General features: G+C 66.2%; 26 protein-coding genes. 14 read left to right on the top strand and 12 right to left on the bottom strand.

The genetic code is table 11. The features are described 5' to 3' along the window. Positions 1 to 104: 104 nt before the first annotated feature. Entirely contained in the window at positions 105 to 650 is a 546-nt protein-coding gene (locus ACQP1T_RS08055; protein WP_433759316.1) for a YceI family protein, read from the bottom strand. Between the two features lie 102 nt (positions 651 to 752). Between ACQP1T_RS08055 and ACQP1T_RS08050 the strand changes: the two genes are divergently transcribed. Then, on the top strand, positions 753 to 1,583 hold the full coding sequence (locus tag ACQP1T_RS08050) for a helix-turn-helix transcriptional regulator (protein WP_433759315.1): 831 nt from the start codon (positions 753 to 755) through the stop codon (positions 1,581 to 1,583). Here ACQP1T_RS08050 and ACQP1T_RS08045 read toward each other — a convergent pair whose 3' ends face one another. The 3 genes from ACQP1T_RS08045 to ACQP1T_RS08035 form a co-directional block, all read right to left on the bottom strand. Further along, positions 1,584 to 2,276 carry a ferritin-like fold-containing protein gene (locus ACQP1T_RS08045; RefSeq protein WP_433759314.1) on the bottom strand — a complete coding sequence of 231 codons (693 nt, stop codon included), beginning with the start codon at positions 2,274 to 2,276 and terminating at the stop codon, positions 1,584 to 1,586. It lies immediately after the preceding gene. A 90-nt stretch (positions 2,277 to 2,366) separates the two neighbouring features. Beyond that, on the bottom strand, positions 2,367 to 3,422 hold the full coding sequence (locus ACQP1T_RS08040; protein ID WP_433759313.1) for an alpha/beta fold hydrolase: 1,056 nt from the start codon (positions 3,420 to 3,422) through the stop codon (positions 2,367 to 2,369). A 69-nt stretch (positions 3,423 to 3,491) separates the two neighbouring features. After that, a complete protein-coding gene (locus tag ACQP1T_RS08035) occupies positions 3,492 to 4,349 on the bottom strand; it encodes an SCO6745 family protein (RefSeq protein WP_433759312.1) in 858 nt (285 codons plus the stop codon). A gap of 403 nt (positions 4,350 to 4,752) precedes the next feature. On the opposite strand from ACQP1T_RS08035, the gene ACQP1T_RS08030 reads away from it, so the two are divergent. The 5 genes from ACQP1T_RS08030 (at position 4,753) to ACQP1T_RS08010 (ending at position 9,987) form a co-directional block, all read left to right on the top strand. Continuing rightward, a complete protein-coding gene (locus ACQP1T_RS08030; RefSeq protein WP_433762077.1) occupies positions 4,753 to 6,510 on the top strand; it encodes a DEAD/DEAH box helicase in 1,758 nt (585 codons plus the stop codon). Between the two features lie 372 nt (positions 6,511 to 6,882). Then, a complete protein-coding gene (locus ACQP1T_RS08025) occupies positions 6,883 to 8,118 on the top strand; it encodes an Rv3212 family protein (RefSeq protein WP_433759311.1) in 1,236 nt (411 codons plus the stop codon). 48 nt (positions 8,119 to 8,166) lie between these two features. Then, entirely contained in the window at positions 8,167 to 8,814 is a 648-nt protein-coding gene (locus ACQP1T_RS08020) for an acid phosphatase (protein ID WP_433759310.1), read from the top strand. Further along, entirely contained in the window at positions 8,811 to 9,302 is a 492-nt protein-coding gene (locus ACQP1T_RS08015) for an N-acetyltransferase family protein (protein WP_433759309.1), read from the top strand. Before ACQP1T_RS08020 ends, ACQP1T_RS08015 begins: the two co-directional genes overlap by 4 nt. Before the next feature lie 4 nt (positions 9,303 to 9,306). Beyond that, on the top strand, positions 9,307 to 9,987 hold the full coding sequence (locus tag ACQP1T_RS08010) for an endonuclease V (protein ID WP_433759308.1): 681 nt from the start codon (positions 9,307 to 9,309) through the stop codon (positions 9,985 to 9,987). 6 nt (positions 9,988 to 9,993) lie between these two features. On the opposite strand, the gene ACQP1T_RS08005 is transcribed toward ACQP1T_RS08010, so the two are convergent. Then, the gene (locus tag ACQP1T_RS08005; RefSeq protein WP_433759307.1) at positions 9,994 to 10,425 is read right to left on the bottom strand and encodes a hypothetical protein; all 432 of its coding nucleotides are present in this window, start codon (positions 10,423 to 10,425) and stop codon (positions 9,994 to 9,996) included. A gap of 67 nt (positions 10,426 to 10,492) precedes the next feature. Here ACQP1T_RS08005 and ACQP1T_RS08000 point away from each other — a divergent pair, with 67 nt between their 5' ends. Further along, complete coding sequence (locus tag ACQP1T_RS08000; protein ID WP_433759306.1) at positions 10,493 to 11,437, top strand: diacylglycerol/lipid kinase family protein; 945 nt, start codon at positions 10,493 to 10,495, stop codon at positions 11,435 to 11,437. A 250-nt stretch (positions 11,438 to 11,687) separates the two neighbouring features. Continuing rightward, positions 11,688 to 11,942: a WhiB family transcriptional regulator gene (locus ACQP1T_RS07995; protein ID WP_011211115.1), complete on the top strand. Its 255-nt coding sequence runs from the start codon at positions 11,688 to 11,690 to the stop codon at positions 11,940 to 11,942. 288 nt (positions 11,943 to 12,230) lie between these two features. Here the strand turns inward: ACQP1T_RS07995 and ACQP1T_RS07990 are convergent, their stop codons facing one another. Both ACQP1T_RS07990 and ACQP1T_RS07985 read right to left on the bottom strand, forming a co-directional pair. Next, positions 12,231 to 13,745 (bottom strand): sensor histidine kinase, encoded by a 1,515-nt coding sequence (locus ACQP1T_RS07990; RefSeq protein WP_433759305.1) that lies wholly within the window; start codon positions 13,743 to 13,745, stop codon positions 12,231 to 12,233. 23 nt (positions 13,746 to 13,768) lie between these two features. Then, the gene (locus ACQP1T_RS07985) at positions 13,769 to 13,984 is read right to left on the bottom strand and encodes a biotin/lipoyl-binding carrier protein (RefSeq protein ID WP_040694864.1); all 216 of its coding nucleotides are present in this window, start codon (positions 13,982 to 13,984) and stop codon (positions 13,769 to 13,771) included. Between the two features lie 89 nt (positions 13,985 to 14,073). On the opposite strand from ACQP1T_RS07985, the gene ACQP1T_RS07980 reads away from it, so the two are divergent. Then, positions 14,074 to 14,148, top strand: coding sequence for a 50S ribosomal protein bL37 (locus tag ACQP1T_RS07980; RefSeq protein WP_095887907.1), 75 nt, complete (start codon positions 14,074 to 14,076; stop codon positions 14,146 to 14,148). Positions 14,149 to 14,220: 72 nt separating this feature from the next. Here ACQP1T_RS07980 and rsrA read toward each other — a convergent pair whose 3' ends face one another. Continuing rightward, on the bottom strand, positions 14,221 to 14,481 hold the full coding sequence (gene rsrA, locus ACQP1T_RS07975; RefSeq protein WP_433762075.1) for a mycothiol system anti-sigma-R factor: 261 nt from the start codon (positions 14,479 to 14,481) through the stop codon (positions 14,221 to 14,223). A gap of 20 nt (positions 14,482 to 14,501) precedes the next feature. Then, positions 14,502 to 15,143, bottom strand: coding sequence for a sigma-70 family RNA polymerase sigma factor (locus ACQP1T_RS07970; protein ID WP_062984334.1), 642 nt, complete (start codon positions 15,141 to 15,143; stop codon positions 14,502 to 14,504). Between the two features lie 244 nt (positions 15,144 to 15,387). Here ACQP1T_RS07970 and ybaK point away from each other — a divergent pair, with 244 nt between their 5' ends. Both ybaK and ACQP1T_RS07960 read left to right on the top strand, forming a co-directional pair. Beyond that, complete coding sequence (gene ybaK, locus ACQP1T_RS07965; RefSeq protein ID WP_433759304.1) at positions 15,388 to 15,882, top strand: Cys-tRNA(Pro) deacylase; 495 nt, start codon at positions 15,388 to 15,390, stop codon at positions 15,880 to 15,882. 74 nt (positions 15,883 to 15,956) lie between these two features. Then, positions 15,957 to 16,259, top strand: coding sequence for a hypothetical protein (locus ACQP1T_RS07960; RefSeq protein ID WP_433759303.1), 303 nt, complete (start codon positions 15,957 to 15,959; stop codon positions 16,257 to 16,259). 24 nt (positions 16,260 to 16,283) lie between these two features. Here the strand turns inward: ACQP1T_RS07960 and ACQP1T_RS07955 are convergent, their stop codons facing one another. Next, positions 16,284 to 17,072, bottom strand: coding sequence for an SOS response-associated peptidase (locus tag ACQP1T_RS07955; protein WP_433759302.1), 789 nt, complete (start codon positions 17,070 to 17,072; stop codon positions 16,284 to 16,286). Positions 17,073 to 17,165: 93 nt separating this feature from the next. On the opposite strand from ACQP1T_RS07955, the gene ACQP1T_RS07950 reads away from it, so the two are divergent. The 3 genes from ACQP1T_RS07950 to rsgA all read left to right on the top strand — a co-directional run bounded on the left by ACQP1T_RS07950 (position 17,166) and on the right by rsgA (position 21,243). Next, entirely contained in the window at positions 17,166 to 18,713 is a 1,548-nt protein-coding gene (locus ACQP1T_RS07950) for an aldehyde dehydrogenase family protein (protein WP_433759301.1), read from the top strand. 236 nt (positions 18,714 to 18,949) lie between these two features. Further along, entirely contained in the window at positions 18,950 to 20,260 is a 1,311-nt protein-coding gene (gene aroA, locus ACQP1T_RS07945) for a 3-phosphoshikimate 1-carboxyvinyltransferase (protein ID WP_433759300.1), read from the top strand. After that, positions 20,257 to 21,243, top strand: coding sequence for a ribosome small subunit-dependent GTPase A (rsgA, locus tag ACQP1T_RS07940; RefSeq protein WP_433762073.1), 987 nt, complete (start codon positions 20,257 to 20,259; stop codon positions 21,241 to 21,243). Before aroA ends, rsgA begins: the two co-directional genes overlap by 4 nt. Here the strand turns inward: rsgA and ACQP1T_RS07935 are convergent, their stop codons facing one another. Continuing rightward, positions 21,244 to 21,621, bottom strand: a complete 378-nt coding sequence (locus ACQP1T_RS07935; protein ID WP_433759299.1) for a nuclear transport factor 2 family protein — start codon at positions 21,619 to 21,621, stop codon at positions 21,244 to 21,246. It abuts the gene before it with no gap. Between the two features lie 98 nt (positions 21,622 to 21,719). Then, on the bottom strand, positions 21,720 to 24,545 hold the full coding sequence (gene secA / locus ACQP1T_RS07930; protein WP_433759298.1) for a preprotein translocase subunit SecA: 2,826 nt from the start codon (positions 24,543 to 24,545) through the stop codon (positions 21,720 to 21,722). Between the last annotated feature and the right edge of the window lie 381 nt (positions 24,546 to 24,926).

Genomic DNA, 24,926 nt, shown 5'->3' with positions numbered 1-24,926 from the left:
TACCTGGGAAATCAGTGATCGCGCCCGGAATCCGACAGCGCCGTCGACCGACCATGCGGCCGACGTTCGCCTGTCGCGAACGTCGTCGGCGTTCGCGGATATACCTACTTGGGCTCGATGAGCTGGATTTCCAGCTCGACCTTGACGGTATCGCTGAGCATGCCGGGCAGCGGGCCGCCGACGCCGAAGTCGGTGCGCTTGATGGTGCCGGTCGCGGAGAAGCCGGCGTGCCGGTCGCCGGTTCCGGCGAATACCTGGACGCCGCCCCACTCGACATCGAGGGTGACCGGCTTGGTGATCCCGCCGAGCGTGGCCTCGCCCTCGACCTCGAACGATTCGGTGATCTGGACCGGCTCGACGGCACGGAAGCTCAGGGTGGGGCGGTTGGCGACATCGAGGAAGTCGGCGGTGCGGACGTGGTTGTCGCGATCGGCATTGCCGGTGTCGAACGAGTCGAGGTAGATGGTGGCGCCGAGGGTGGCGAAACCATTGTCGTCGACGACGAACTCGGTCTCGAACTTGTTGAAGCGGCCGCGGACCTTGGAGATGCCGAGGTGGCGGATGGTGAACTCGACCTGGGAATGCATCGCGTCCAGGGTCCAGGCACCCGGGGTGAGCGCGGTGGTGGTGGGTTCAGCGGAAGATGTCATGCCATAGACCATGACCGGACCATGGTCCGCTAGCCAGACCGCCGTTATCCTGGACCCGTCAGGGCGCGGATAACCATCCCAGGACGGGGCACGATGAAACGTATGGCACCCAATCCCTTCGCGGAATACCTCATCGCGCGCCGGGCCCAGTTGCGACCGGCGGATGTGGGACTTCCCGAGGGCGGTCGCCGCCGGACCCCGGGATTGCGCCGGGAAGAGGTCGCGGTGCGTGCCGGGGTGAGCGCCGACTATCTGGCCCGGCTGGAGCAGGGCCGCGATACCAATCCGTCGGGGTCGGTCATCGATGCGCTCGCGCAGGCGTTGCTGATCGAGGGTAAGGACCGCCATCACTTCGGCTGGCTCGCCGTCACCTCGAGTAACGAATCCCGCTGCCCCACCACCGAATCCGTGGCCGAGCAGCCGACGCCCGCGATCGAGACCATCCTGCGCGCATTGCACCCCACTCCGGCGTTCGTGATCGGGCGGCGGCTCAATGTGCTCGGCTGGAATCCGGCCTGGGAGAATATCGCGAAACCCGTTGGGCTGCTTGACAATCCGGAGGTGGTGAACCTGGCCTGGTTCACCTTCACGCATGCGCGCGCCAAGCAGGTGCTGCGGAACTGGGACGAGATGGCCGATATCTTCTCGGCAGCCCTGCGCCGCGCGACGATCCGCTGGCCGGGCGAGGACCGCCTACTCGGGCTGATCGACGCGCTGCTGGCCTATCCGGAGTTCGAAAGCCGTTGGCAGCCGCAGCATATCGACGACCTGGCCGCGGGCACGATGCGGTTCGACCACCCGGAGTACGGCCATATCGATATCCCGTTCGAGGCACTCAACGCCGATAAGGATCAGTGCATCGTCGTCTGGCTCACCGACCAGGCGCAGGCGCAATCGCCCGGCCTGCGACTGGTCCGCGCGGTCAACGAGTAATCAGATTCCCAAGACGGCCATGCGCTCGGCATGACTGGCCTGCATGCGCTCGAACAGCGCGGCGATGCCGTTGAGGTCACCGGTCGCGGCGAGCACCAGCTCGGTGAGTTCGTCGCGCTGGGCCATGACGTACTGCGCCTGGGTGATCGCCTCACCGAGCAGCCGTCGACCCCACAGCGTCAGCCGGTCGCGCTCGGAGCGGCTGGTCGCGACCGCGCGGCGCACCTCCTCCACCACGAATTCCGAGTGGCTGGTCTCGGCGAGCACATCCTGGACCACGGCGGCGACCTCGGGAGAAAGGGCGCCGGCGATCTCGGTGTAGAAGTCGGCGGCGATACCGTCACCGACGTAGAACTTCACCATCGACTCGAGCCAGGTCGAGGGATCGGTGGAGTCGTGGTAGGCGTCCAGTGCGCGCACGAACGGCGCCATCGCGTCGAAGATGTCCACACCGCGTTCGGCCAGCGCGGACTCCAGGGTCTCGAAGTGCCGCATCTCGGCGGCGGCCATCTTCGCGACGGCCACCTTGCCGCGCAGTGACGGCGACAGCTTGGCCTCCTCGGCCAGCCGGTAGAACGCGGAGATCTCACCGTAGGCGAGCACCGCGAACAGGTCGATCACGCCCGTTTCGTCGGCGGAAATGGACGAGCCGGACAACGAAACCCCTACCGCTGCAGGTGACTGTGCTCCCATGTCGACACAGCCTAGTCCGGGTCTGTTACGTGAGACCGTCATCCCGGTACTTGTCGCCGTCATCCGGGCAAACACCGGGAGCGTCATTGTTCAGGACAGCTCGCACAGGAACTTGTCGAGATAGGTCCATGTGGTGTCGCGCGCGGTTTCGGCGGTGAGGATGCCGAGATGACTGCCGGGTGCGGTTTCGTAGCGCACGGACTGCGCGCCGGTGAGGATGCGCTGCCCGGCCGCCACCGCTGCGGCGGGAGTGATGACATCGGCGGGTCCGCCGACCAGCAGCACGGGCGCGGTCACGTCGGCCAATCGGATGCGACGCTTGCCGAGCTTCACCACACCGCGACCGATGTCGTTGTTCAGGATCAGGCGGCCCCACAGCTGACCGTAGAAGCGCCCGGGATAGCCCGGCATCTCGGACATGAAGCGGTCGATGGACTCCATCTTGGCCAGGGTTTCGGTGCGCGCGATATTGCTCACCACGAACCAGGGCCGGGTGAGTTCGCGGTCCCATGCGGTGACCTTGTAGGCGATGCGGGTCAGCGTGGCCGGAATGCCGCCCGCCGCGCGCACCGCCGCCGAGGTGGCGATGCCGCCCGTCAGCTTGGCCACCGCGCGAACCTGCGGGATGCCGGTCATCTTGTCGTAGTCGAGCGGCGAGCCGACCGCTGTGATGGAGCGGATGGGCAGTTCGGGGTGCGCGGCCGCGGTCAGCAGCGCCAGGGTGCCGCCGATCGACCAGCCGACCAGATCGACCGGACGGCCATCGCGATCGGCGGAGGTGCGCAGGATCGCCTCGGGCAGGATGTCATCGATCCAGGTCTCGAAGCCCATCCGCCGATCGGCGAAGGTGATCTCGCCGTAGTCGACGACATAGGGCGCCCGACCCGTCTCCAGCAGGAATCGGGCCAGGCTCTGATCCGGACGCAGATCGAAGCAGCTCGCCGGCGCGGCCAGCGGCGGCACCAGCAGCACCGCCGAATCCATTGCGGCCGTGGCAGATCCGGTATCCTCGAAGCGGCGCAACTGTCGATGCGGTTCGTCCGACAGCACCGTCGACGGTGCGGGATCCGGTGCCTCGACGCCTTGGCCGAAGGTCAGCGCCCAGGCATTGCGCGCCGCGATGGTGACGGTGTCGGTGAAACTCACCTGTCAAATGTCTCATATCCCGTTACCGGCGGTAACAGGCACTCCGATTTGTGAGCAACCGTGCACCGCTCAGTCCCGAGTCATGCCGATCGGATTGAGCGGCGGCACCACGCTCTCCTGAACGCGCTTGGCCAACGGATCGAGCAGGTAGGTCAACTCCGCGACGGCGTCCTGCGACAACGCCGCCAATGCGCCGTTCCAGGCCGCCGCGTCGGTATCGGCCTCCACGCGTTCGAGCAATTCGGCGCCCGAGCCGGTCAACTCCGGACTGATCGGCTCCCCCGCGATCAAACCCCCGGCACGCAACTCGTCGGCGATATCGGCCCATTCCCGCTCCGACCAGCCGCGCGCGGGCCGCATCACCGATTCGGGCGCCTTACCGGCCGCGACCTGCAGCACCAGCGCCTGCGATCCGGACAGGCCATGGGCGACCAGGGCCGCCACATGGCCGTCGCCGCGATGTTCCCGCAGCGTGGTGGTGAGCTGCCACAACGCTGCCACCGGATCGTCGGACAGCGGCAATTCCGCATTCGCCGCGTACAACGGACGCCCGGTCGGATCGGCCGTGCGCACCACCGGTTCGAGCAATTCGACGGCACGGGCGCAATCGGCGTCACCGGCTCCCATCCCGCGCAACAATCCGACCGAAAAGTCGAGCCGGGCCCGCAGACATGCCTCCGGCGTCGTTCGGGCCCACGCATCCGGCACGGCCTTGGCCACCGTGTCCGGGTGAAATCCGGCGAAGGTCGCCAGCACGGTGCCCGCGCCGACCGCACCGAGCGGCGCGGCCCGGAACGCGAAGTAGGTCTGCCAGAAACCGCGCAGTCCGAGGGTGACTCCGGCCTGCTTGACGTCCGCGCCGAAATACACGACATCGTGGATGGGTTCGAGAGTGCGCCAGATTCGACGCGCCGGATGAATTGCCATGTGGCGCAGCGTACGTCGACGGTCACCGCAGGGAAACCGCGCATTTCGTACGGAATTACCGCAGCCGACCGTTTCGAGCGACTCGCAAGCAGTTGCTACGCCGAATTCGAGCCATGCACATTATCACGCTACAATCTCTGCGGACAACGGAAATTTTCGTCCGTCGAGTCGCCGGATCGTACGGTCGCCCGAGTGTCACCGACGAGGTTTTCGAAGTCCGGGAATATGTGCGCGCACCAGATCCGCATCACCCTTGCGCCGCGCCGATATCTGCCGAGGTCAGCCGCCGAAAACGACGAGCTCCCGCAGACGTCAGGGCAGTGGCCGAGGTGAGTATCACAGGCGGATATGTGGTTGTCGCGGGCCGGCCGGTCCGCCCCACACCTCGTGCGCGTGTGACGCGATAACGAGGAAAGGCACGAACCTGAGCAAGATCACTGTCGAACAGGAACCTGGTCTGGCGGATACGCTACTGACCGCCGAACTGGACGAAACGCACACCGCTCCGACATTCTCCGAATTGGGGGTTCGCGATGAAATCGTGCGGGCGCTCGGCGAGATCGGAATCGAGCGCACCTTCGCAATTCAGGAACTGACCCTGCCGCTGGCTCTCGCCGGTGAAGATCTGATCGGTCAGGCCCGCACGGGCATGGGTAAGACCTTCGGATTCGGTGTGCCGCTGCTGCACCGGATCGCCACCGCTGACACCGGGACGACCCCGCTGGACGGCACCCCGCGGGCACTGATCATCGTGCCGACGCGCGAACTCTGCATCCAGGTCACCCAGGATCTGGAGAACGCGAGCAAGTACCTGCGCAACCACCAGGGTCAGCTGCGGGTGCTCTCGATCTACGGCGGTCGCCCGTACGAGTCCCAGATCGCCGCGCTGCGCTCCGGCGTGGACGTCGTCGTCGGCACCCCCGGCCGACTCATGGATCTGGCCGATCAGGGCCATCTGATTCTCGGCAAGATCGGCGTGCTCGTCCTGGACGAGGCCGACGAAATGCTGGATCTGGGCTTCCTACCCGATATCGAACGCATTCTCGGCATGGTTCCGGCGCAGCGTCAGACCATGCTGTTCTCGGCCACCATGCCCGGCCCGATCATCACCCTGGCCCGCACCTTCCTGACCAGGCCGACGCATATCCGCGCCGAAGAACCGCACGACTCCGCCGTGCACGATCGCACGGCGCAGTTCGTCTACCGTGCGCACGCAATGGACAAGAGCGAGCTGGTCGCCAAGGTGCTGCAGGCCGAGAACCGCGGCGCGACCATGATCTTCACCCGGACCAAGCGCACCGCGCAGAAGGTCGCCGACGATCTGGCCGACCGCGGCTTCGCCGTCGGCGCCGTGCACGGCGACCTCGGACAGATCGCTCGGGAGAAGGCGCTCGGCAAGTTCCGCAAGGGCACCATCAATGTGCTGGTCGCGACCGATGTGGCGGCGCGCGGCATCGATATCGACGATGTCACCCACGTCATCAACTACCAGTGCCCGGAGGACGAGAAGACCTACGTGCACCGGATCGGGCGGACCGGCCGGGCCGGACGCACCGGTGTCGCGGTGACGCTGATCGACTGGGATGAACTGAACCGCTGGGCCGCCATCGACACTGCCCTCGGCCTCGGCATCCCGGATCCGGTCGAAACGTATTCGAGCTCCCCGCATCTGTTCTCCGATCTCGGCATTCCGGAGGGTGTCAGCGGCACGATCCGCAAGCCGAAGCCGGTGCGCGATGAGGAAGCGGAGGTGGTCGAGCGGCCAGCCCGCGCGCCGCGCAAGCGCAATCGTCGCCGCACCCGCGCGGGTCAGCCGATCGACGGTGAAGCCAACGTCATCGAGACCGACGAGGCCGAAACCGCTGACGCCGCAACCGCACTCGACGATGCGACCGAGGACGAGACGGCGGATAAGCCCGCACGTCGTCGCCGCCGTCGGCGCAGGTCCGGCGATGCCGCCGAGAACGGCACGGAGAACGGCACCGAGTCGAATGACAACGGAGAGAACGGAACCAGCGTAACCGCCGAGTCGGATTCGGACGGCGATGCCGATGACGCCGAAACCACCGAACAGCCCGCGCGCCGTCGACGCCGTCGGCGCAAGCCCGCTGGCGATGCGGCCGCGGAAGCCGCTCCCGAAACGGTGACCGCCTCGGCATAGTCGATATGCAGGCGCGTCTGTCATGGACAGGCGCGCCTGTGTCGTCTCCACCGCGTCCACGCGGATGCGTCGCTGTCGGCCGAGATCATCGCGGAGCCTGCGGCCGATGCCGACGGTCCGGCTCGTCGCGAGTGGTTCGCGGGTGCCGGGCCCGTGCCGGCGTGGCGATCGGTAGGGCATTCGTGGTGCACGGCGATTCCGCATCATCACAACGACCGATGCATGTTTCACAGCCGAGCCACAACAGGTCGGCGGACGCGGAAATATCGGCAGGTAAGCGCCGTTGACCGCATCGTCGGCCAGCAACCCTCGGCGGGTATCCACAGTGAGACCGATCGCATCGGCCCGGCGATACGTTGTAGTCTCGCAAACGTGCTCGCACCCGAGCGGCGAACGCGCGCCGACATCATCTCCGCAGTCGCGATCGCCGTGGTCGTGGTGATCGCGGCCGTGGTGGTGTGGGCGCGCAGTGATGCCAGGGGCACCGAATCGGTGACGGCGGAACATCCGGTTTCCACTCCGGCGGCGGCCGATCAGGTTCCGACCAGTCTGCACGAGCTGTGGCATGCGCCCGACCCGGCCCCGAACCGGGCGCTGGTGGCCGCTGGCACGGTCGTCACGGGCGCGGACGGCACGGTCACCGGACACGATCCGCGCACCGGTGCGCAAGTGTGGCATTACCGGCGCGACCTACCCCTGTGCGGCGTGGAGTCGCAGTTCGGCACGGTGATCGCGGTGTACAAGGATCAGCGCGGCTGCAGCCAGGCCACGCTGCTCGCCGGTGAGGACGGTTCGCGCCGGACCGCGCGCAGCAGCTATATGGATCCGGCCGTGCAGCTATCGGTCGACGGCACCTATGTGCTGGCCCAGGGCCCGCGCCGGCTGGAGATGTGGCGCTCGGATCTGGTGCGCACCCTCGAATACGGCTACGTCGACGCACCGGTGAACGTGAAAACCCAGCCGCGCAAGGGTTGCAAGCTGATCTCGTCGAGTTCGAGCTCCACCCGGCTCGCCGTCCTCGAACGCTGCCCCGAAGATCCGACCAACCGGCTGACCGTGCTCAATCCGGCGCCGAAGGACAATACGGTGCCCGAGGAGTACGGCTCGCATGTACTCAACGGATCCGGCGCGGACTCCCCCGACGGGCGGGTAATCGCGGTGTCCGACAACAGAATCGTGCTGTACCTGCCCGGTTCGCCATCGACCGCGACCGCCGAGGCGATATCGCCGCGGCTGGAGGTCTTCGACGGCACCGGGAATGCGCTTATGGTGCACCAACTTTCCGCACCGCTGAGCGATAAGACGACGACCACTCGGATCAGTTCGCTGTTCCTGGTGTTCACCGGCAACAGCCTGATCGCCTTGAACGCGGGCACTTTCGATCCGATCTGGGCGGCTCCCGGCGCACTCGGCAGCCCCGTCTTCATGGCTGGCCGACTACTCGTACCGGTCGAGGGCGCCATCGCGGTCCTCGATCCCACCTCGGGCACCGAAGTGTCGCGCATTCCGGTGGCCCGCCCCGACTACGACGGCTCCCCCATCTCACTCGCCGTCCTCGGCACCACCGTGCTGGAAAAGCGCGGCGCCGAGATTTTCGCGCTCGGCTAGCGCTGCCCGGCCCTGGCGATGTCGGACCCGTGCTCCATGATGGAAGTCATGTCCGCACGTGACGATGCCCGCTTGGTCCTGCTCCGACACGGCGAAACCACCTGGTCCAGCCAGCGGCGCCATACCGGCCGCACCGATCTGCCGCTCACCGAGCGCGGTGAGGAACAGGCCCGCGCCGCGGGCGGACTGCTCGACGAGCTGAAGATGCGTGACCCGCTGGTGCTCACCAGCCCGCGTCAACGCGCTGTCCGAACGGCGGCACTCGCGGGGCTCACCGCCGCTAGCGACGGCTTGCAGGTCGCTCGAAACAACACAGCCGTCGTCGATGACGATCTGGCCGAATGGGATTACGGCGATTACGAGGGCAAGACCTCCGTCGAGATCCGCGAGCACGATCCCGGGTGGACCATCTGGACCGGAGTCGTACCGGGCGGCGAAACGGCCGCACAGGTCAGCGAACGCGCCGATCGGGTGCTGGCATCGGTGGAACCCGTACTGCCGGATCGGGATATCGTGCTGGTCGGCCACGGTCATTTCTCCCGGGCACTGATCGCCCGCTGGGCCGAACTCGATATCCGGGAGGGGCGGCGCTTCGCGATGTCTACCGCCGCGATCACCGTGCTCGGTTACGAACACGACGACCGAACCATCCTGGCGCACAACCTAGTTCCCGCAAACCATGGAGCCGCACTATGACTCGATCTGGCCAGATCCGCCGCGCCACCCCCGCCGATGTACCCGCCATGGTCGGTCTGGTCGAAGATCTCGCCGAGTACGAGAAGTCCCGCGCGGAGTGCACGCTCACCGTCGAGCAGTTGGACGTCGCGCTGTTCGGGCCGTCGCCCGCGGTTTTCGCCCATGTCGTCGAGGACGAGACCGGTGTGGTCGGCTGTGCGATCTGGTTCCTGAACTACTCCACCTGGACCGGCGTACACGGCATCTACTTGGAGGACCTGTACGTCAAACCGGAGACCCGCGGCAAGGGTTACGGCAAGGCGCTGCTCGCCGCCCTCGCCGAGGAGGCGGCCGCCAATGGCTACAGCCGGGTCGACTGGGCCGTACTCACCTGGAACACGCCCGCCATCGAGTTCTACAAATCCATCGACGCCAAACGACAGGATCAGTGGGTCGGCTACCGGCTCACCGGCGCGGCCATCGATAAGCTCGCCGCCGAAGCCTGGTGAACCAGTGAGGGTTACCGCACCCTACGATTGGCCAACCACCGCGGACGAGGCCATGGCCATCCAGGATGCGTTGCGGCCATTGGTGATCGCGGCCGATCCACGCCCGCCGCAATTCCGCACCATCGCCGGAGTCGACTCCGCCTACGACGACGAAATCGGGATCGCCGCCGCAGCCGTCGTCGTATTGGACAGTGCCACACTGGATTCCGTCGCTACCGTGGTAGCGCATGGCACGGTCACCTTCCCCTATGTGCCGGGCCTACTGTCCTTCCGTGAACTGCCGATCACCCTCGCCGCCCTCGAAAAACTCGATACCACACCGGATCTGCTGATCTGTGATGGACAGGGGCTCGCGCATCCGCGCCGCTTCGGCTTGGCCTGCCACGTCGGAATCCACACGGGCACACCGACAATCGGCGTAGCCAAGACGCCGTGGGGAGACTACGCGCAGCCCGGTCCGGAACGCGGCGCGGTCAGCGATATCACGATGGACGGGGAAGTCGTTGGGCGCGCGTTGCGCACCCGTCGCGGCGTCAAACCGGTCTTCGTCTCGGTCGGCCACCTCATCGACCTGGATACCGCATGCAGCCAGGTGCTCGCGCTCACCCCGCGCTACCGTCAGCCGGAAACCACCCGGCAGGCCGATCACCTGTGCCGTCAGGCACTACGGGCCGCCACCGGCTGATCCCGGCTACTTCGACTCCGGTTCGATCCCGTAGACCTCGGCCATCCAGCGATTCGACGCGGGCGCGAACAGCAGCACCAGTGCACCCACCACGACAATGCCGAGCAGCGCGCCGAGCACCGGCTGATGCGAATCGGTCAGCAGCGACCAGGTCACCGGAAGCAGCAGCACCTGTGCGATCACGGCGATGGCCCGACCCCATCGGTGCCCGAGAAGAAGTCCGATCCCGGCCGCCAGCACCGCGGCACCGAGAATGCCGAACCACGCGGCCGTGCCGTATCCGCTCGCGGCACTCTGATCGTGGCCGAGCAGGCCGCGCACGATCAACACGATCGCCACGACCACGGCCACCGCACCCTCCAGCGCGACCAACCCGCCCGCACCGCGCACCGTCGCGGGCACACCCGCCGAAACCTCGTCTTTACCGCTGTCCGCCACGGGGCCAAGCCTAGAACGCACTCGGCGGCTTTTCGGACCGGGCCGTGCGCCGATTAGGCTGCCGAAGGTGCGGACGTTGCTGATCGTGAACCCGAATGCCACCTCGACGACGCCGGCGACGCGGGACCTGCTGGCGCACGCGTTGGAGAGCCGGACTCAGCTGACCGTCGCGCATACCCAGCACCGCGGCCACGCGGCGGAATTGGCGCAGTGGGCAGCTACCAACGAGATGGATCTGATCGTGGTGCACGGCGGCGATGGGACGGTCAACGAGACCATCAACGGCTATCTGCCGCTGCCGCAGGTCGACGACGGACAGGCCTGGCTGCCACGCCTCGGCGTGATCCCGGGCGGATCGGCGAATGTGTTCGCACGCGCCCTCGGCATCTCCCCGGATCCGGTGACCGCTACCAATCAGCTCATCGATTTGCTCACCCTCGAGCACGACCGCAAAATCGGCCTCGGCCTCGCCGATGATCGCTGGTTCGGCTTCAGTGCGGGCGTCGGCCTGGACGCCGATGTGTGTGAGGCCATCGACAACAGCCGCGCCAACGGCCATGCCGCCACCCCCGGTCGCTACCTGCGCACAACTGTCCGACAGTTCTTCAAGTCGAAGCGCAAGGAGCCGAGCGTCCGGATCGAGATCCCGGGCTTCGAGCCCGTCAGTGAGGTCCATTACGCCTTCGTAACGAACGCCAGCCCGTGGACCTACCTGAACGCCACGCCGGTGCACACCAACCCGGGAACGGCCTTCGAGACCGGCCTCGGTGTGTTTGCCGTGCGGTCGATGTCGGTGGTATCCACCCTGCTGCTCGCCAGGCAGCTCCTCGCTGCCAATGGAAATCCCAAGTCCCGCAACCTATTTCGCGAGGACGATGTGCCGTCCGTGCATATCGAGGCCAGCGAGCCCATCGGTCTGCAAATCGATGGCGATTTCATCGGAAAACGCAACATGGTGGATTTCACAGCCGTGCCGGATGTGCTCGAGGTCGTCGCTCCCCGCCCGAAATGAGCACGAAACGCGCGAAAAAACTCGGTGTTGTGCTGCGAAAACCGGGTAGAGCGAGTACAAAGGACCGGGCAGGTTCCCCAAGGGGTTCCTTGAGAGCGTGAGCTTCCCCACGGTGCACCGGATACCTATTGACATCTACGGTGTTCGTGAAAGCATTCACAAGCAACCGTGCGGAAACATTCGAGTCGCACAAGTGAACGATCCACAAACCGTAGGCGCCCTTTGCGGCGCCCAGCAAAGGAGCAGAGGAATGGACTGGCGCCACAAGGCCATCTGTCGCGATGAGGACCCCGAGCTGTTCTTCCCGGTGGGTAACAGTGGTCCGGCGCTCGCGCAGATTGCCGATGCCAAGCTGGTCTGCGCTCGCTGCCCCGTTACCGCTGACTGCCTGTCCTGGGCCCTGAAGTCCGGGCAGGACGCCGGCGTGTGGGGTGGTATGAGCGAGGACGAGCGTCGGGCGCTCAAACGGCGCAACGCCCGCACGCGCACCCGCACCGTCGTCTAGTAGGACGACCAGCGTTACCGGACCTATCAGCCCGGCCCGGTAACGCAGTCAAGCCCGGCACTCAGGTGCCGGGCTATTTTGTGCTCTATCTGATTGCGGCGCCTGCGGCGCCGCGTGTTCGCGGCCCCTGGATGTCTCGCGTCCGAGTGGCCGAGACTCGCCGCCTGCGGCGCATGCGCTTCGACGACTCGGCCACGAGACGGGCCGCGAACGTCGCTCGTAAGACTCGCTCCGTTGTGGTCAGATCTGCGTGGAAGCTGAGACTTGTTGCTTGCCAGGCGAATTCGACTAGCGCCCGGAGCGGCGGCCCAATGGGACGCGCAGCACCGCGTCGGTGCCGATGTCGGCGCCGGGGTGCAGGCCGATGGAGCCGCCGAGTTCGGCGGTGACCAGGGTGCGCACGATCTGCAGACCGAGCCGGTCGGAGGATTCCAGGCTGAAACCCGGCGGTAAGCCGCGGCCGTCATCGCTGATGATCACGTCGAGCCAGCGTGCGGAACGCTCGGAACGGATTGTCACCGTGCCGTTTTCGCCGGAATCGAAGGCGTGCTCGATGGCGTTCTGCACCAGTTCGGTCAGCACCATCACCAGCGGCGTCGCGCGTTCGGCGGAGAACACGCCGAGCGAACCCGCCCGGCGCACTTTGATTCTCGCGGTGTGCACGGTCGCGACATCGGCCATGATCGGCAGCAGCCGGTCCACCACCTCGTCGAGATCGACCTCTTCGTCCACCGACATGGACAGCATTTCGTGCACCGATGCGATGGAGGTCACCCGGCGCACCGATTCGGTCAGCGCGACCTGCGCCTCTTCGTTCTCGGTTCGGCGCGCCTGCAACCGCAGCAGCGCGGCGACGGTCTGCAGATTGTTCTTCACCCGGTGGTGGATCTCCCGAATGGTCGCATCCTTACTGAGCAGCGCGCGGTCACGGCGCTTGACCTCGGTGACGTCGCGGACCAGCACCGCGGCCCCGGCCAGTTCACCGTGCGGGCGCAGCACCAGGGTGCGCAGCAGCACGGTGGCGCCGCGCGCTTCGACCTCCATGCGGCGCCCGGTCCGGCCAGCCAGGGCGGCCTGGATATCACCGACGACTTCTTGGGCGTCGAATGGATCGGTGATCAGCGATCGGGTGGTGACGGCCAGATCCTGACCGGCCAGATCCGCCTGCAACCCCATCCGGTGATACGCCGACAGTGCGTTCGGACTGGCGTAGACGACGATGCCCTCGGTATCGAGGCGGATGAAGCCGTCGCCCGCGCGCGGACTCGAGTGCGTCGCTGCGCGGTCCTCGGTGGTCGGGAAGGTGCCGTCGGCGATCATCTGGCACAGATCGTCGGCGCAGGCGACATAGGCGATCTCCAGTGTGCTGCGCACGCGTGAGCGCTGCAGATCGGTATCGCGGCTGAGCACCGCGATGACATCGTCGCCGCAGCGCACCGGAATGGCCTCGCGAATCGCGTGCACCGGATGCGGATGGTAGACACCCTCGGCCTCGATATCGCTGTCCGCGCGCACGATCTTGCCGGTCACCAGCGCGTCGAAGACCTGCGGATGATCGGTCCGCAAGGCCGTTCCGCCGACCCGATCCTCCGGATGGACGGTGGGCGCGGTGGTCGGGCGGCACTGTGCGACGCAGACGATATCGGCGCCGTCGACGATCGGTCCGGCACCGACCCACAGCAGCAGATCCGCGAAGGACAGATCGGCCAGCAGCTGCCAGTCGCCGACCACCCGCTGCAAATGGTCCACGGCGACGCCGGGTAGGTCGGTGTGTTCGGCCAGCAGCTCACTCAGTGTCGCCATTTTCGATCTACCCGCTTCAGAAGTTAAGAGATGACTGCGATCAGGTGCCCGGCCTTGATCGCATCGCCCTCTTTGACGCCGATCGAGGTCACCGTGCCACCGCTCTCGGCGAGCACCGGGATCTCCATCTTCATCGACTCGAGGATCACCAGGGTGTCACCCTCGTGCACCTCGTCGCCCTCGGCAACGACAACCTGCTGCACGACCGACACCAGCTCCGAGAGCACTTCCTCCGCCATGACACCCATCCACTCGTTCGCCCGTATCCGCTGAAGCTACAGCCAACCACACATGAAACAATGACCTTCGATCAGAAGGGAGACTACCTATGGGTAAGCGTGGTCGTAAGAAGCGCAGCCGCAAGGGAAGCGCGGCCAACCACGGCAAGCGTCCTAACGCCTGAGCCGTAACAGACGAAAAACACCGAGGGCCAAGATCTTTCGCAAGGCACTCGGTGTTTTTTCTGTCTTAGGGACTACTCGGTGGTCTCGACCCGCGTGACCGTGACGGATCGGCGCAGCTCCAGGGTCAGCCGATCGCGCAGCGAATCCGGTGCCCGATCGCCGCCGCACTTGCGACTCAGCAGGCTTTTGATCTTCTCCTCGATGCCGTAGGCCTCGATGCACGGCGAGCAGTGATCCATGTGGTGCTGTAGCCGGGCCCGGGTGGCATCGTCACATTCACCGTCGAGCATGAGCCAGACGTCGGCGAGCACAGCCGTGCAGTCCAAGTCCATATCGGGGTCACGCTCGATACTCACTGCTTGACCTCCTGGCGTTCCGCGCCGTTGCGGTTGAATCCACGTTCGCGCGCCACATCGGCGAGCAATCCTTTGAGCTGCTTGCGGCCGCGATGCAGCCGGGACATCACCGTACCGATGGGGGTGCCCATGATGTCGGCGATTTCCTTATATGGGAAACCCTCGACGTCCGCGTAGTACACCGCCATCCGGAATTCCTCCGGCAGCTCCTGCAGTGCGGCCTTGATGTCGTCGTCCGGCAGCGCGTCCAGCGCCTCGACCTCGGCCGAACGCAGGCCGGTCGAGGTGTGCTCGGCGGTGGCGGCGAGCTGCCAGTCGGTGATCTCGTCGGTCGGATACTGCGCGGGCTGACGCTGCTTCTTGCGGTAGGAGTTGATGTAGGTATTGGTCAGGATCCGGTAGAGCCAGGCACGCAGATTGGTGCCCTCCTTGAAGGATTTGAAGCCCTGGAACGCCTTGACGTAGGTCTCCTGCACCAAATCCTCGGCATCGGCCGGATTCCGGGTCATGCGCAGCGCGGCACCGTAGAGCTGGTCGAGCAACGGGAGCGCATCGCGCTCGAACCGCTGCACCAGCTCGGCATCGTCGACCGCGGCGCCGACCGCACCGTCGGTCACCACGTCATCGTCGCTCGTCACACCAATCCCTTCGATCGCCGTACCTGCCAAATCTACAGGCGTGGCCAGATCCAGTGGGAATCGCACATCAGACGGCGATGTCAACGGGCGTTCGTCGAGCAGAACGGGCACCGACCTCTCCTTCACGTCCTACGGCCGCCGTGCGGCTTTCGTATCGCATGCAACATGTCCGCGCCCGACTGTGTTCCCAGAGCGAACTCCCCGCGCCGAAAACACCTTGCCGAGCGCCATTAGGGTGACCGGCATGGCAGGAGCCTCGACCCCGGCGATCCGCACCCTGGCCAAGGCCGGTGTGGCCCATCGTGTGCACGCGTACAAGCACGATCCACGCGCCGACTCCTACGGCACCGAGGCGGTCGACGCACTCGCCGCGGAGGTGGGGGTCACGGCGGCGCAGATTTTCAAGACGCTGGTGATCGAATTGTCGACCGGCGCGCTGGCGGTCGCGGTACTGCCCGTGCCGAATACCTTGTCGCTCAAGGCCGCCGCCGCGGCACTCGGCGCGCCCAAGGCGGCCATGGCGGATAAGGCGAAGGCCGAGCGAATCACCGGTTACGTACTCGGTGGCATCTCCCCACTCGGCCAGCGCAAGCTGCTGCCCACCGTGGTCGATGCCTCGGCATTGACCTGGGACCGCATGCTTTGCAGTGCGGGACGGCGCGGTCTGGAGATCGAACTTGCGCCCGCGGACCTGGTCCGACTCACCGATGCGGTAACCGCACCAGTCACATCCGTATAAATCCGCACCAAGCCAGCAACATTTGTGCGTTACTGAACGGGCCATGATCGTCCGACTCGAGGATGTGATGCGAAATGTCCGCCTGTCAGCGCTTGCGCACCATGATCATCGTTGCGTTCGGAGCTCTGCTGCTGCTCGCACCGACTGCCACCGCCACACCGGGCGGCCCGCTGGCGACGGAGGTCGGCGGCTTCCCGTTCGACGGACAGGTCAGCGACGATGCGCCGAAGCGCAACGGCGCCCCGAAGAAGGATGAAAAGGCCGAAAAGGCCGAGAAGTTGGGCGGCGGCGTCACCAGCAAGGTCATCGACCTGGCCGCCAGCATTGCCAAATGCGCGCTGAATATCGCGACACCCAGCGTGAAGTGCCAACTCTGAGATATCCCACGGCGGGCCGGGCGATCACAGCAAGCTGATCTGCCCGGCCTTTTCCGTACCGGCCCGAGTGTCCAACGGCGCCAACAGTTCCGGACCGTTATTGCGCACGCTGTTGACCAGTGTCGATACCGGACGCGCCACAATGCCCGCCACCGATTCGACGCTCGGCGTCTCGAGCAGCGTGGCCGGTGCGGGATGATCCGGATCCAGCCAGGCCGCCCAATGCTGCTGCGGCATGGGCAGCGGCATCCGATCGTGAATGCGGGTCAGCTCGCCGACGGCGTCGGTGGTCAGGATGGTGCACGACAGCAGGGGTTCGCTCGCCCCCTGCGAACGGTCCCGCCACACCGACCACAACCCGGCCATATACAGCCGCGACCCATCGGCATTCGACATGAAGTACGGATGTTTGGCGACCTTGCCCTTGGCCCCGGCATCCGGTTCGACCAACCACTCGTACCAGCCGTCCATCGGGACCAGGCAGCGGCGATACTTCACCGCGTCGCGAAACGACGGCGTGGTCGCGGCCTTATCCGCACGGGCATTGAACAGCGGTTTGCCCTTGACCGGTACGCCCGGTTCGGCGGCCTTGGTCCAGACCGGGATCAGGCCCCAGCGCATCCGCCGGATGCGTAGCTTGGGGTCGTCGTCGGGGTGGTCGTGTTCATGCCGCTCGACCACGGTCAGCACCTGGGTGGTCGGTGCGACGTTGTAGTTGGGACTGCCGCCGCTATCGGTCGGCGTCTCGTCGATGGCGTCCAGTTCGGCGGCGAGCCGACCGGGATCGGTAGTTGTCGCATATCTGCCGCACATATCTCGATACTTGCACGCGGCGCCGACAGACTCGGGAAGAATTGACGGTAGGGGTGACCTGGTGAGAGTTCTGACATAGCATCATGTCAGAGAATGGCCGTTAACTTATCTCGGCAAGAGGAGAGACCCACCGTGACAACCATCGAGACCACCCCAACGGCACCGGAGACGGCGTTGAAATCGGTCGATCCGGCCACCGGAGAGGTCATTGCCACCCATACCATCGCCGATGCGGATGCGGTGCGCGCCGCCGTCGCCAAGGCCCGTACCGCCGCCGTCACCTGGGGCGGCCTGAGCTTCGACGAGCGGCGCAAACATCTGCTGCGCTGGTCGAGCCAGCTGGTCGCGGACTCCGAGGCGTTCACCGCGCTCATCCACAAGGAGAACGGCAAACCGCTCGACGACGCGTTCCTGGAGTTGATGCTCGCACTCGAGCACATCGCCTGGGCGGCCAAGAATGCCAAGAAGGTCCTGTCGCCGAAGAAGATCGCACCCGGCGCGTTCATGGCGAACTTCTCCGCGCGATTGGAGCAGCGTCCGCTCGGTGTCATCGGCGTGATCGGCCCGTGGAACTACCCGGTCTACACCCCGAACGGCTCCATCGCCTACGCCTTGGCCGCGGGCAATACCGTGGTCTTCAAGCCGAGCGAATTCTCCACCGGCATCGGCAATTTCCTCTCCGACGCGTTCAAGAAGGCCAATCCGGAGCTGCCCGAAGGCGTCTTCGAGACCGTCAATGGTTACGGCGCGACCGGCGCCGCGCTGGTCCAGGCCGGGGTGGACAAGATCGCGTTCACCGGCTCCACGGCGACCGGCAAGAAGATCATGGCCGCCGCGGCCGAATCGCTGACTCCGGTACTGCTGGAATGCGGTGGTAAGGATGCGGTGATCGTCGCGAGCGATGCCGATATCAAGGCCGCGGCCGATGCGGTCGCCTGGGGCGCCACCGCCAATAGCGGCCAGACCTGCGCCGGTGTGGAACGGGTCTATGTAGACCGCTCGGTGCGCGACGACTTCGTCGCCGAGGTCAAGCGCATCCTGAAGGACATCAAGCCCGGCTCGGGCGCCGATGCGGCCTACGGTCCGATGACCATGCCCAGCCAGATCGATATCGTGCGCCGCCATATCGATGACGCGCTGAAGAACGGCGGCACCGCGGTGCTCGGCGGGCCGGAGTCGGTCAAGGGGCCGTTCATCGAGCCGGTCGTGCTGGTCGATGTCGACGAGAACTCCGAGGCCGTTGCCGAGGAGACGTTCGGCCCGACCGTCACCATTCGGACGGTGAACAATGTCGACGAGGCGGTCGAGCTCGCGAACAAGTCCAAGTACGGCCTCGCCTCGGCGGTCTACTCGAAGAAGAACGGCCTGGAGATCGCCCGTCGGCTGCGCGTCGGCGCGACCTCGGTGAACTCGGTGCTCGGCTTCGCCGCCATCGCTGGCCTGCCCTTCGGCGGTGTCGGCGATTCCGGAATCGGGCGCATCCACGGCGAGCCCGGCCTGCGCGAATTCTCCCGGCCGCATTCGATCGCGGTGCAGCGCTTCGCGATTCCCGGCATGGCGCTGCTCAGCTACTCGCGGACCCAGTCCACCATGAAGCTGCTGCGCCGACTGGTCCCGATCCTGCACGGACGCCACAAGTAGCCGCCACACCCGTTGGGCTCGTCTTTCGAGGCGAGCCCTTCGACCACGACGGAGCGAGTCTTACGAGCGACCGTTCGCGGCCCGTCTCGCGTCCGAGCCGTCGAAGCGCATGCGACGAAGTCGCGAGTCTCGACGGCTCGGACGCGAGACACCAGGGGGCCGCGAACCCGCCGCGCCCGCGCGGCCAAAACACAGGGCAGATCAAACACAGCCCAGCCCGTGTGTCCGGTGACCCGATGGGTGAAGATGGACGGGTGAGTTTCTGGCCAGCGCCCCATGTCGATGTCCCCGTGCACGCGACCGTGACCCTGCCCGGATCGAAATCGATCACGAACCGGGCCTTGATCCTCGCCGCACTCGCCGAGGGCCCCTCGACCATTTCCGGTGCGCTGCGCAGCCGCGATACCGAACTCATGATCGGCGCCCTGTGCGCATTGGGCGCACGGATCGAGGGTGACGCCGAAACGCTCACCGTGACACCCGCAGCACTGCACGGCGGCGCCGTCGACTGCGGCTTGGCCGGCACTGTCATGCGGTTCCTGCCGCCGGTCGCGGCCCTGGCCACCGGCGATGTCGCCTTCGACGGTGACGAGCAGGCTCGGGTCCGTCCACTCGGCACCATCCTGGAGGCGCTGCGCCGGATCGGCGCGGATATCGACGGCGACGCACTGCCGTTCACCGTGCACGGCAAGGGTGCGCTGTGTGGCGGCTCGGTCACCATCGATGCCTCCGGATCGTCCCAGTTCGTCTCCGGATTGCTGCTGTCGGCGGCCCGGTTCGACGAGGGCATCGTGGTGCATCACAACGGCAAGGCGCTGCCCTCGATGCCGCACATCGAGATGACGGTGGAGATGCTGCGCCGCGCCGAGGTCGCCGTCGAGGCCCCCGCCGACAGCCGCAAGGCTCAGACCTGGACCGTCGCCCCCGGCCCGATCCGCGCGGTGGACTGGGATGTGGAACCGGATCTGTCCAATGCCACGCCCTTCCTGGCGGCGGCCGCGATAACCGGCGGCGAGGTCCGCATTCCGCACTGGCCGCGCCTGACCACCCAGCCCGGCGATGTGATCCGGGAGATCCTGGTGCGCATGGGCGCGGAGGTCACCCGGTTCGATGGTGTGCTGACCGTGCGCGGTCCGGAGCGCCTGGCCGGTATCGATATCGATCTGCACGATGTCGGCGAGTTGACCCCCACGGTGGCCGCGCTTGCGGCACTTGCGGATTCGCCGTCCTGGCTGCGCGGTATCGCACATCTGCGCGGGCACGAGACCGATCGGCTCGCGGCCCTGTCCACCGAGATCAACCGGCTCGGCGGCAATGTCACCGAGACCGAGGACGGACTCGAGATCACCCCGGCCCCACTGCACGGCGGCAATTGGCATTCCTACGCCGACCACCGAATGGCGACGGCCGGTGCGATTCTCGGACTCCGGGTGCCCGGCGTGGCGATCGAGGATATCGGCACCACGGCCAAGACGCTGCCCGGATTCGTCGGCCTGTGGGAGCGGATGCTCGATCCGACACGCACCGATCAGGGAGCGGCCCGCTGAGACGACGCGATTACGACGAGTCGGATGTCCGGGTGCGCCCGGGCAAGTCGTCTCGTCCACGCACGAAAACCCGTCCGCAGCACAATGATGCGGAATCGGCCATGGTCGTTTCGGTGGACCGCGGTCGCTGGGGTTGCGTGCTCGGCGGCGATCCGGACAAACTGATCGTCGCCATGCGGGCCAGGGAACTGGGCCGAACGCCGATCGTGGTCGGCGATCAGGTCGACGTGGTCGGCGATCTGTCCGGCAAAGCCGATACCCTCGCCCGCATCGTCCGCGTCGCGGATCGCCGAACCGTCCTGCGCCGCACCGCCGATGACACCGATCCCTTCGAACGGATCGTCGTCGGCAATGCCGAACAGCTGTTCATCGTGGTCGCCCTTGCCGATCCGCCGCCACGCACCGGATTCGTCGAGCGCGCCATGGTCGCCGCGTATGCCGGTGGGCTGCAACCGATTCTGTGTTTGACCAAACACGATCTGGCCGCCGAATCCGAATTCGCCGCCGCCTTCGACGATCTCGACCTCACCATCATCTACGGCGGCGTCGACGACCCCATCGAGCCGGTCCTGGACCTGCTCACCGACCGACTCACCGCCTTCATCGGCCACTCCGGCGTCGGCAAATCCACACTGGTGAATCGCCTTGTGCCCGATGCGGATCGGGCGGTCGGCGAGGTCTCCGGCGTCGGCAAGGGCAAACACACCTCCACCCAATCCGTCGCCCTACCGCTCCCACAGAGCGGCTGGGTCATCGATACGCCCGGCGTCCGGTCCTTCGGGCTGGCCCACATCACGCCCGACGACGTCATCGCCGCCTTCACCGATCTGGCCGCCGCCATCGAGGATTGTCCCCGCGGCTGCACCCACCTCGGTCCGCCCGCGGATCCCGAATGCGCGCTGGACACCCTGCCCGGCAAGGAACGCCGCATCGCCGCGATCCGCCTGCTGCTGACCGCGCTGAACTCCAATGAATCCTGGTAGCTAGTGCCCGTCGGCCTGTTCGGGCGCGAACGGCCACTCCTCGAATCGGTCGCACCGGCCGTCGGCATCGAACCGCAAAACCCACAGATCCCGCCAGCGCGACAACGTATCCCACCGATACTCCACGCTGACTCGCACCACGGCGGTCGAATCCTGCACCGCGACAACTTCGGCTGCCATTGTGAACGGCTCGTCCGGCCCACTGCGCTCGGCCTCCCAGAACACCCCGAGCGGTTCGAGACCGACAATGGGTTCCGCCCACGGCGACACCAGATATTCGACATCGTGGGCGAACAGCTCCCCGAGCATCGCGGTACCCGGCGCACGCCAGGCCCGCTCATAACCAGCGACCCATTTCTCGACAGCGTCCCGATCCACGCCTCGTAAGCTACTCCGCCGCATCCCTCTTCGTGGCCGCTTCGTGGACGACGAAGGCGCCCATGGACTGCACAGTCCATGGGCGCCTTCGGGATCGATCAGTGCCGACGACGCGACTTCGGTGCCCGCTTCGGCTTGGCCTGCGCGCGGGCCGCCTCGCGGCGCTCACGGCGGGTGCCGCCGTCGCCGTACTCCTCGGCGTCACTGTGCACCGCGGCGTGGCCGCCCTCGTCCGGCCCCGAGTAGTGGAAGCCATTGTTGGCCCGGGAATCGCCGATCCCCTTGGCGCGCAACGCCGCAGGCGCACCATTGGCGACCGGCGCCTGCTCGGTCGGCAGTGGACGCGGCGCGGTGCCGACCGGCGAGCGCAGGCCAGGATCGATCGCGACACCCTCGGGCTCCGGCTGCTGCACCTCGACCTGCAGGTTGAACAGGAAGCCGACCGACTCCTCCTTCAGGCCATCGAGCATCGCGGCGAACATATCGAAGCCCTCGCGCTGGTATTCGACCAGCGGATCGCGCTGCGCCATGGCGCGCAGGCCGATGCCCTCCTTGAGGTAATCCATCTCGTACAGGTGCTCGCGCCACTTGCGGTCCAGCACCGAAAGCAGCACTTGGCGTTCGAGATTGCGCATCGAACCCTCACCGGCCAGACCGTCGATCTGCTGTTCACGCTTCTCGTAGGCGTCGTGCGCGTCATCGAGCAGCGCTTCGATCAGTTCCTCTTTGGTCAGGTCGCCCGCCTCGCCGATACCGGTCTCACCGGTCAGCTCCTTGTAGTCCAGGCTCACCGGGTACAGCGTCTTCAGCGCGGTCCACAGCTTGTCCAGATCCCAGTCCTCGACGTAGCCCTCGGCGGTGGCGCCGTCCACGTAGGCGGTGATCACGTCGGTGATCATCTCCTGGACCTGGCCCTCCATATCCTCACCGCGCAGGATCCGGTTGCGCTCGCCGTAGATGATGGTGCGCTGCTGGTTCATCACCTCGTCGTACTTGAGCACGTTCTTGCGGATCTCGAAGTTCTGCTGCTCGACCTGGGTCTGCGCGCTCTTGATGGCCTTGGAGACCATCTTCGCCTCGATCGGCACATCGTCGGGCAGGTTGAGCCGGGTCATGATGGCCTCGAGCGCGGCGCCGTTGAAGCGCCGCATCAACTCGTCACCCAGCGACAGGTAGAACCGGGACTCACCCGGGTCGCCCTGACGACCGGAACGACCGCGCAGCTGGTTATCGATACGCCGCGATTCGTGCCGCTCGGTACCGAGCACGTACAGACCACCGGCGTCGCGCACCGCGTCGGCGTCCTCGGCGGTCTGCTCCTTGACCCGCTCCAGCGTCGGCAGCCAGGCGGCCTGATACTGCTCCGGCGTCTCCACCGGATCCAGGCCTTCCTTGCGCAGGATGATGTCGGTGATGATGTCCGGGTTGCCGCCGAGCACGACGTCGGTACCACGACCGGCCATATTCGTCGCGACCGTGACCGCGCCCGGCCGACCGGCCTCGGCGATGATCTCGGCTTCCTTCTCGTGGAACTTCGCGTTCAGCACGTTGTGCGCGATGCCGCGCTTGGTGAACTGCTTGGACAGGTACTCCGAGCGCTCGACGCTGGTGGTACCGATCAGCACCGGCTGGCCCTTCTCGTGCCGTTCGGTGACATCGTCGACCACGGCCGCGAATTTGGCCTCTTCGGTCTTGTAGATCAGATCGGACTGGTCGGCGCGGATCATCGGCTTGTTCGTCGGGATCGGGACCACGCCGAGGCTGTAGATCTGGTGCAGCTCGGCGGCCTCGGTCTCGGCGGTACCGGTCATACCGGAGAGCTTGTCGTAGAGGCGGAAGTAGTTCTGCAGCGTGATCGTGGCCAGGGTCTGGTTCTCCGGCTGGATCTCGACGCCTTCCTTGGCCTCGATCGCCTGGTGCATGCCCTCGTTGTAGCGGCGCCCGACCAGGATGCGGCCGGTGAATTCGTCGACGATGATGACCTCGCCGTCGCGGACGATGTAGTCCTTGTCCCGGTGGTAGAGCTCCTTGGCCTTGATGGCGTTGTTCAGGTAGCTCACCAGCGGCGAATTGGCCGCCTCGTAGAGGTTGTCGATGCCGAGCTGATCCTCGACGAACTCGACGCCGGCCTCGTGCACACCGATGGTGCGCTTCTTGATGTCGACCTCGTAGTGCAGATCCTTCTTCAACAGCGGTGCGATGCGGGCGAATTCGGCGTACCACTTCGAGGAGGCGTCGGCCGGACCCGAAATGATCAGCGGGGTGCGGGCCTCGTCGATGAGGATGGAGTCGACCTCGTCGACCACGGCGAAGTTGTGCCCGCGTTGGACCAGATCGTCCAGCGAATGGGTCATATTGTCGCGCAGGTAGTCGAAGCCGAATTCGTTGTTGGTGCCGTAGGTGATGTCGGAGTTGTAGGATTCGCGACGCTCGGCCGGGGTCATACCGGACAGGATCACGCCGACGCTGAGCCCGAGGAAGCGGTGCACGCGGCCCATCCACTCGGCATCGCGCTTGGCCAGGTAGTCGTTGACCGTGACCACGTGCACGCCGTCGCCGGAGATGGCGTTGAGGTAGGCGGGCAGCACACAGGTCAGGGTCTTGCCCTCACCGGTTTTCATTTCGGCGATATTGCCGAGGTGCAGCGCCGCGCCACCCATGATCTGCACCTTGTAGTGCTTCTGGTTCAGCACCCGCCAAGACGCCTCACGGGCTACCGCGAACGCCTCCAGCAGCAGATCGTCCAGCGTTTCGCCGTCCGCGTAGCGGTCGCGGAACTCGTCGGTCTTGGCGCGCAGCTCGTGGTCGGTGAGCTCCTCGAACTCGGGACCGAGTGCGAGGACCTCATCCGCGAGGTGGGCGAGCCGCTTGACCGTGCGTCCCTCACCAATCCGTAGCAACCTCGTCAGTGTCAGCGCAGGCACGGGTCTCGTCAGTCCTCTGGTCGGTGTGTCAAATGTTCGGCCGTCACCCAGGGCGGGCAGTGTGCACATGGCCCCCGCCGAGCATGGCGGAATCCGCAGCACGCTTCATGGTAATGCGGCACCCATGGTAGGTGCCCATGACCAGCGACATAGCGCCGCATCCGCCGCTACCGCCGAGGCGGCAGCCGTTTCTTTTCACCGTACCCGCGTGGCGCCCGTCGGAGCGGGTGGGAATCCGATGGACCAGAACCTGTTTCAGCGTCGGTGTCATACGATGTAACTCGTTCGACGTGCCGGACGCCACGAGCCCTGTCTACCAGGGGCGACCCTTATCCGACGGCGCGTGACGACACCAAGGGGCAGCGCGGCTCAAAAGGCATC

Source organism: Nocardia sp. CA-135398 (assembly GCF_050955845.1).
GTDB lineage: Bacteria > Actinomycetota > Actinomycetes > Mycobacteriales > Mycobacteriaceae > Nocardia.
This window is presented reverse-complemented; position numbering and strand designations above follow the sequence as displayed.

Bases quoted from the DNA above. Each gene is read 5' to 3' on its own strand.
- ACQP1T_RS08015 (WP_433759309.1), top strand. From the start codon at position 8,811: ATGACTCGATCTGGCCAGATCCGCCGCGCCACCCCCGCCGATGTACCC.
- ACQP1T_RS08045 (WP_433759314.1), bottom strand. From the start codon at position 2,276: ATGGGAGCACAGTCACCTGCAGCGGTAGGGGTTTCGTTGTCCGGCTCG.
- aroA (WP_433759300.1), top strand. From the start codon at position 18,950: ATGGGTGAAGATGGACGGGTGAGTTTCTGGCCAGCGCCCCATGTCGAT.
- ACQP1T_RS08050 (WP_433759315.1), top strand. From the start codon at position 753: ATGGCACCCAATCCCTTCGCGGAATACCTCATCGCGCGCCGGGCCCAG.
- rsrA (WP_433762075.1), bottom strand. From the start codon at position 14,481: ATGGACTTGGACTGCACGGCTGTGCTCGCCGACGTCTGGCTCATGCTC.
- ACQP1T_RS07995 (WP_011211115.1), top strand. From the start codon at position 11,688: ATGGACTGGCGCCACAAGGCCATCTGTCGCGATGAGGACCCCGAGCTG.
- ybaK (WP_433759304.1), top strand. From the start codon at position 15,388: ATGGCAGGAGCCTCGACCCCGGCGATCCGCACCCTGGCCAAGGCCGGT.
- ACQP1T_RS07950 (WP_433759301.1), top strand. From the start codon at position 17,166: ATGGCCGTTAACTTATCTCGGCAAGAGGAGAGACCCACCGTGACAACC.
- ACQP1T_RS07985 (WP_040694864.1), bottom strand. From the start codon at position 13,984: ATGGCGGAGGAAGTGCTCTCGGAGCTGGTGTCGGTCGTGCAGCAGGTT.
- ACQP1T_RS07990 (WP_433759305.1), bottom strand. From the start codon at position 13,745: ATGGCGACACTGAGTGAGCTGCTGGCCGAACACACCGACCTACCCGGC.
- ACQP1T_RS08020 (WP_433759310.1), top strand. From the start codon at position 8,167: ATGTCCGCACGTGACGATGCCCGCTTGGTCCTGCTCCGACACGGCGAA.
- ACQP1T_RS07960 (WP_433759303.1), top strand. From the start codon at position 15,957: ATGTCCGCCTGTCAGCGCTTGCGCACCATGATCATCGTTGCGTTCGGA.
- ACQP1T_RS07955 (WP_433759302.1), bottom strand. From the start codon at position 17,072: ATGTGCGGCAGATATGCGACAACTACCGATCCCGGTCGGCTCGCCGCC.
- ACQP1T_RS08055 (WP_433759316.1), bottom strand. From the start codon at position 650: ATGACATCTTCCGCTGAACCCACCACCACCGCGCTCACCCCGGGTGCC.
- ACQP1T_RS08035 (WP_433759312.1), bottom strand. From the start codon at position 4,349: ATGGCAATTCATCCGGCGCGTCGAATCTGGCGCACTCTCGAACCCATC.